A 2,423-nucleotide genomic window follows, 5' to 3' on the forward strand; every position below is an offset into this window, starting at 1 on the left:
TCAATGAAAATAAGTCTAAAGGTGGAGGTTCTTATTATAATAATAAAGAAGAGCTTTTATATACTTTCGAAAAAGGGGATAGAAGTAGATATTATCGTTATAAAAATTTTGCATGCGATTATAAACTTACTTCAGCCCTTTATCCTATTTTCCGATATTCGTATGATTATGGTAAAACATGGTATGAAAAAGAGTTTAAGGGCTTTTTTACTGCCTCTAGACCTGTCGGATTTTATAAGGATAAATTTATCATTTTAGATGCCACATTTTATGATAAAAATGAGAGAGATGGCGGAGGTGGAAGGCTATTAATCGGTGAGTTTGAAAAATAAAAAATCTTATGAGTGGTGGGTTACAAAAACTTGGAAGCAGTCTCTTATTATAGCTCGAAATTTAGATTATCTGTCGATAACAAAAGCCACCTTACAAAGACTGTATAAAAAATAGATTTTTAAAGGATGATAAGTTTGAATAAAAAAATACTGATAACAATTTTAGTAAGCTTCGCTTTATTGAGCTGTAACCCCGTTAGACAAGGAAATAAAAGTCTTCGCTCTCTCGAATCAATTCAAAGAGGCTATCAAGCGGTAATACTTATATCTAAAGATCGGGGCAAAAGTTATCAAGAGTTAACATTTCCCGAACAAAATGTATTATGGTTGCACTCTAGCCACGATTATTCAATTATCTAAGGAATTATTGTAATGAAAAAAAATTACCTTTTACTTTTAGTTATTTTTCTATGTTCTTGTCAAGGCGTAAAATCTCAGGATTTTTCAGATTCGAAAAAGAAGAATTCAATTCCCGTAATTACTTTACCTTTCGGAACTAAAGAGTTAATTGACGTCCAATTCCCAGAAAATTGGAAAAAATACGATTATCCAAGCAATACATGGTATAAAACACCTATAGATTTAGCTTATCATCATTCAAATTTGTTTTACGATGTTTATAAAGATAAAAAACGAGATTTAAAATTTACCGATAGTATTACTTATACTTATACTTATACTAATGCTAATATGGCTAATATCTATTATGATTACTTTTTTCCTTATCAGTTTATAAAAAAACAAACAGATATACTTTACAATTTTGAAGAAATTTTATATCCATTATGGAAAATTAATTTGTCAAACAACCAATCTCTAATAATGCTTTTTAGTCAAGGTTATAGTGATCAAATTATAGCACCTACAATTCACTTCCAAAAAATGCAATTAATGGTTATAGATAATCAAGGAAACAAATTAGATTCTATGAATGCTTATCTGGATACTAATAGTGGATACGATCTTAAGACAAAACGCCTGTATATTGACAGAAAAGGAATTATTCATATTAAATACTTTGATTATGATGTTGAAGAAGTCAACTTTTTTCGTTATGAAAAATTCCAAATTTCGCCTGAAGGCAAATTTATTCGATATTACGACCAAAACGGATTTTACCAAAATGAAGAAGAACAAGGATTAGTCGAAAATCATACCCGTGAAGGTTTATGGATTGAGAAGAAGCCGAATGGTTATTATACTTATCCTCTCCGTTATACTTATCTTGAAGCAAATTACCATAAAGGGTTACCGATTGGAATTTGGAAGTTTTATGAATTAGATTACCAAGAGAAGCCAGATGGATCTGCTGATCTATCTTCTGCTAAAAAAGGCAAACTTTTGTACACAGAAACCTATAAAGACGGTGAGCTTGTCGAACGCAAATTTGTGGATAAAGAAATTGATTAATTGAATTAAAGATTGTGTAGTAAACAAACAATTATTATGCTTATCACCCTCATAAATATGAACGGTGGTAAGTAAACTGATATAAATTAGTAAATTATAACGAATAATCATTCAAAACTAATCTTTATAATGGCTGTTGGTTTTATTTGAAATTTAATAACAAGAGTCCGATAACAAAGGATATGTAACTAGAGTATTTTTTATGATGATATCCCTAAATAATAAATTCATTATCACTACCCTATTAAGCCTTTTTTTATTCAGCTGTAACCCCAATAAACAAGGAAATATGAAATGGATAGCCAAATACGATTTTAATCAACTATACCATTTAACCGATCAAGCAACTGTCTTAGACCCAATGTCTGCTTTTCGTTTTGAAGATTTTATAGCCCCTAATGAAAACACCATTATCTTAATCGGAAGTAAAGATCTTAACGATTTAGATTCAAGCCAAATAGGAGATCAAGCAGTAATACTTATATCGAAAGACCGGGGTAAAAGTTATCAAGAGTTAACGCTTCCCGAACAAAATGTATTATGGCTGTACCCAAGCCAGGATTATTCAATATTTGAAGCACAAGCTGTATTAGCCTACAACAGTAAAAAAAATTCCATGTATCTTTTAGATAACAACAGCTTAAAAATCGTTAAAATAGATGAATATGATTCTGAAGCTGA

The 2,423-nt window shown here is 30.2% G+C and carries 2 protein-coding genes and 1 pseudogene; all 3 read left to right on the plus strand.

The features are described 5' to 3' along the window. Positions 1–332 (plus strand): annotated as a pseudogene (locus tag J3U00_RS11565) (hypothetical protein); the annotation flags it as partial. A 372-nt stretch (positions 333–704) separates the two neighbouring features. Next, on the plus strand, positions 705–1,742 hold the full coding sequence (locus J3U00_RS11570; RefSeq protein ID WP_267332466.1) for a hypothetical protein: 1,038 nt from the start codon (positions 705–707) through the stop codon (positions 1,740–1,742). 289 nt (positions 1,743–2,031) lie between these two features. After that, a partial coding sequence (locus J3U00_RS11575) for a hypothetical protein (protein WP_267332467.1) occupies positions 2,032–2,423 on the plus strand: 392 nt, incomplete at its 3' end.

Origin of the sequence: Gilliamella sp. B3127 (assembly GCF_026536935.1) — a bacterium.
Classification (GTDB): Bacteria; Pseudomonadota; Gammaproteobacteria; order Enterobacterales; family Orbaceae; genus Gilliamella; species Gilliamella apicola_E.